This window comes from Rhodococcus sp. A14, assembly GCF_011603105.1.
GTDB classification, from domain to species: Bacteria; Actinomycetota; Actinomycetes; order Mycobacteriales; family Mycobacteriaceae; genus Rhodococcus_F; species Rhodococcus_F opacus.
Genome location: NZ_JAAOQS010000229.1, coordinates 1 through 3,102, shown reverse-complemented (window position 1 = coordinate 3,102; position 3,102 = coordinate 1). Strand labels below are relative to the sequence as shown.

5 protein-coding genes are annotated in these 3,102 nt (G+C 66.0%); all 5 read left to right on the top strand.

The features are described from left to right. Positions 1 to 369 (top strand): hypothetical protein (locus G9373_RS44940; protein ID WP_240961153.1); only part of this gene is annotated, 369 nt, incomplete at its 5' end. A 175-nt stretch (positions 370 to 544) separates the two neighbouring features. Beyond that, on the top strand, positions 545 to 1,033 hold the full coding sequence (locus G9373_RS44935) for a hypothetical protein (RefSeq protein WP_167121268.1): 489 nt from the start codon (positions 545 to 547) through the stop codon (positions 1,031 to 1,033). A 241-nt stretch (positions 1,034 to 1,274) separates the two neighbouring features. Then, the gene (locus G9373_RS44930) at positions 1,275 to 1,616 is read left to right on the top strand and encodes a hypothetical protein (protein ID WP_167121266.1); all 342 of its coding nucleotides are present in this window, start codon (positions 1,275 to 1,277) and stop codon (positions 1,614 to 1,616) included. 533 nt (positions 1,617 to 2,149) lie between these two features. Next, positions 2,150 to 2,542 (top strand): hypothetical protein, encoded by a 393-nt coding sequence (locus tag G9373_RS44925; RefSeq protein ID WP_167121270.1) that lies wholly within the window; start codon positions 2,150 to 2,152, stop codon positions 2,540 to 2,542. A gap of 93 nt (positions 2,543 to 2,635) precedes the next feature. Next, positions 2,636 to 3,102: PhoU domain-containing protein (locus tag G9373_RS44920; RefSeq protein WP_167121264.1), on the top strand; the 467-nt coding region annotated here is incomplete at its 3' end.

The window sequence follows — 3,102 nt, the reverse complement described above, 5'->3', positions numbered from 1 at the left end:
GCCGACACGATGATCGTTGCCGCGATCTTGCTGGTCACCAGCGGTGTGCTGCATATCCTGCAGGGGATCGCCGCGATCGGCAACGACCAGGTCTTCGTCGTCATCACCGACTACACCTACGAATTCGACCTGACCGTGTGGGGGTGGGTCCACCTCGTGCTCGGAATTGTGATCGCACTGGTCGGCGCCGCCCTGTTCCGCGGTGGCCTGTGGGCGCGAACGTTGGCAGTCACCCTCGCGGCAGCATCGATCGTCGTCAACTTCCTCTGGCTGCCCCACTACCCGGCGTGGGCGATCGCGATCATCGCGATCGACACGGCGATGATCTGGGCGGTCATGACCGCGATCCCTCGCTCGGCCCGGCACTGACACACGCGATCGACGCCGGTACTCTCGACGATCTTCGGTCGTGAACGCGGTGGGGGCAGGGTGAGATGCGCGCCCAGACGGCACGCGAAGATGTGGGGTACGGCGATCGAAAACCTCTTGCCCCCCCCTAGCTGATCCACCACCGAAGAACGGTGCGTGGTGCGATGATGAGGGTATGCGCCGCCATCGTTGGCCGGCTCTCGCGCCACCGGCAGATCGGGGGCTTCGTGTGCACCCCCCGACGCCGATCGTTGCCGAGAAGGACCTGGACCTGGAACTGTCCGCGGTCACCGCGTTCACGTCGGGGCTGCTGCTGCAACTGGCGATGCGGGTCACCGGGATCCGCGCCGACTTCGCCCGCTACGAAACCCGTCCCCTGACCGACCCGAACGACTGGTCGGCGCGGTGGTCCGATCTGAGCGTGCAGGTCCGCGCCGACGATCTCGACGGGCCCGCCGACGCCCTCCACCGAAGCAAAGCGCCCACCGGGGAATCCGGGCCCTACCGGGCGACGCCGTCGTACTGGATCGGCGCTTACCCCCGGACCGGGAAGCTGACCGTCACCACCAGCTGGACCGAGATCGGACTCCACCGGACCTCGATCATCGTCGCTCTCGGCCCCAGCCCCTTTTCTACCGCGTCCGAATCCGTTGCGAGACGGTAACAGCCACCGACGCACACCCTCCGACGCCTCACCCGGCGCAACGATGGCCGCGGGCGTTTAGTCCCGAACACCAGCCGCATTCGACACTGCCGGTGTTCGACAGGCGATACCGGAACCAGGCCGCGACGCGGTCGCCAATATCAGACTTGCATCGAGGAGCCGTATCCACCACGCCGAACACAGTGAAAAGTGATATCGAAAAGTGTCCCCGCCCGAGCGCCCGGGCAGGACAATTCTTCTCATGGACGACAACGAAAAACACGCCCTCGATGTCGTCCGCGCCCGGCTGGTCCAGCGCTACCCCGATCTCGAACCCCAGATAGTCGAGGATCTGATCGCGGCCGCGCTTGATCGGTTCGACGGCTGCCGCGTCCGGGACTTCGTTCCCCTGCTGATCGAGCGGGCCACCACCCGCACACTCGACGCCACGTACAGCCGGGCACCGGCGCCCCCGGAACCGATCCGCACCTCGGAACTTCCCGCCACCGCACACGCCGAACCGGCGGCACCGGCAGTGATCAGCAGCGCGAGAGGGCGCGGTGTGCGGGGTGCCTTCGCCCGTCGCTCACCCCGCCTGTCGTAACCTGTTCCATGAGGTGACGAGGCCCAGGAGCGGGAACCGGCGTCGGCGGCCGTTCACCGCACCCGAGCGGGTGTGACCCTATCCGTCGACAAGACCGAAGACTCTGACTACCGCAGGAGCGGGAATGCGAAGCCCCGCCCGCCATCTGGGATCGGACGCCGAGAAGCTCACACCAGAGCTCACCGCCACCATCACGCAGCAGCGGTGATCTGTCGCCGGGGATTCCTCGCGCTCTACTGTGAAGCCACAGTGCCGGTGACACACAAACACATCCCAGTCCGCACAAACAAACAAATACAAGACCGCCCAACCGACCCAGCTGGCCCGATTCCCAGTCATCCGGCGAAGATGGTCACCCAGCCCCTCCAGCCGGAATCCGGGTTCTCCCGCGAACGGAGCACGCGGCGGCGGACAATCGTCATACCGATAAATCGAAGCTTCGGGGAGGACCGGCCATGTCCGATCGCAGCGTGGGGGACCCCGTGAGGTCCGAGTATCCGTCGAGCAAACAGAGTTTCGCAGCCGGCACGTCGATGTTCGCGGCCATCATCATGGTCACCGTCGGCTTCATCCAGTTCTGCCAGGGCATCGCCGCGGTCGCCGACGACGAAGTGTTCGTCCGCGGGATCGACTACGTCTACAAGTTCGACCTCACCACCTGGGGCTGGATCCACCTCGTCCTCGGCGCCCTCGTCGCGATCGTGGGCCTCGCCCTGTTCACCGGCGCCGGGTGGGCGAGGGTGTCGGCGATCATCGTCGCCGCGATCTCGATTCTGGCGAACTTCCTGTGGCTGCCCTACTACCCGGCGTGGTCACTGCTGATCATCGCCCTCGACGTCGTCGTCATCTGGGCTGTCTCGACGTGGAACCCGGACCAGGATCTGCGAGACGGGAACTTCCGCAGTACCGACACTTCCACGCGGTAATAACGGTCGGACCGGACCCGTCACGACGAGCGATATCGCCTGCGGATCGCCCAGCAGGTCGATAGCCGCTACGGATACCCCAGGATGACGCCGATGCGGATCAAGTTCCACGAACAGCTCGACGACCTGACTAATCAGCTGGCGCTGATGTGTCACCTGGCTGGTGAAGCCATCGAGACGGCCACCGACGCCCTGGTCCAGGCCGATCTTCCGCTAGCCGAGCGGGTCTTCGACCTCACCGAGCAGATCGAACAGTTACACGGTCCGTGCGAGGAGCAGGCGATGGCGTTGCTGGCGTTGCAGGCCCCCGTCGCCCGAGACCTGCGCCAGGTCGTCACCGGGGTGCACCTGGTGACGGACCTGAGCAGAATGGGCGGGCTGGCGCAGCATGTCGCCGAGAGTGTGCGCCGCCGGCACCCGAACCACGTCACCTCCGGGGAGACCGAAGAAATCCTGAACCGGATGGGGCGAGCGGCGACCGCCCTGGCCGGCCTCGCCGAACAGGTCCTGCGCACACATGATCCCGAGCTGGCCACCGAGCTCGGCAGACGCGACGACGA

Bases quoted from the DNA above. Each gene is read 5' to 3' on its own strand.
- G9373_RS44925 (WP_167121270.1), top strand. From the start codon at position 2,150: ATGTTCGCGGCCATCATCATGGTCACCGTCGGCTTCATCCAGTTCTGC.
- G9373_RS44935 (WP_167121268.1), top strand. From the start codon at position 545: ATGCGCCGCCATCGTTGGCCGGCTCTCGCGCCACCGGCAGATCGGGGG.
- G9373_RS44930 (WP_167121266.1), top strand. From the start codon at position 1,275: ATGGACGACAACGAAAAACACGCCCTCGATGTCGTCCGCGCCCGGCTG.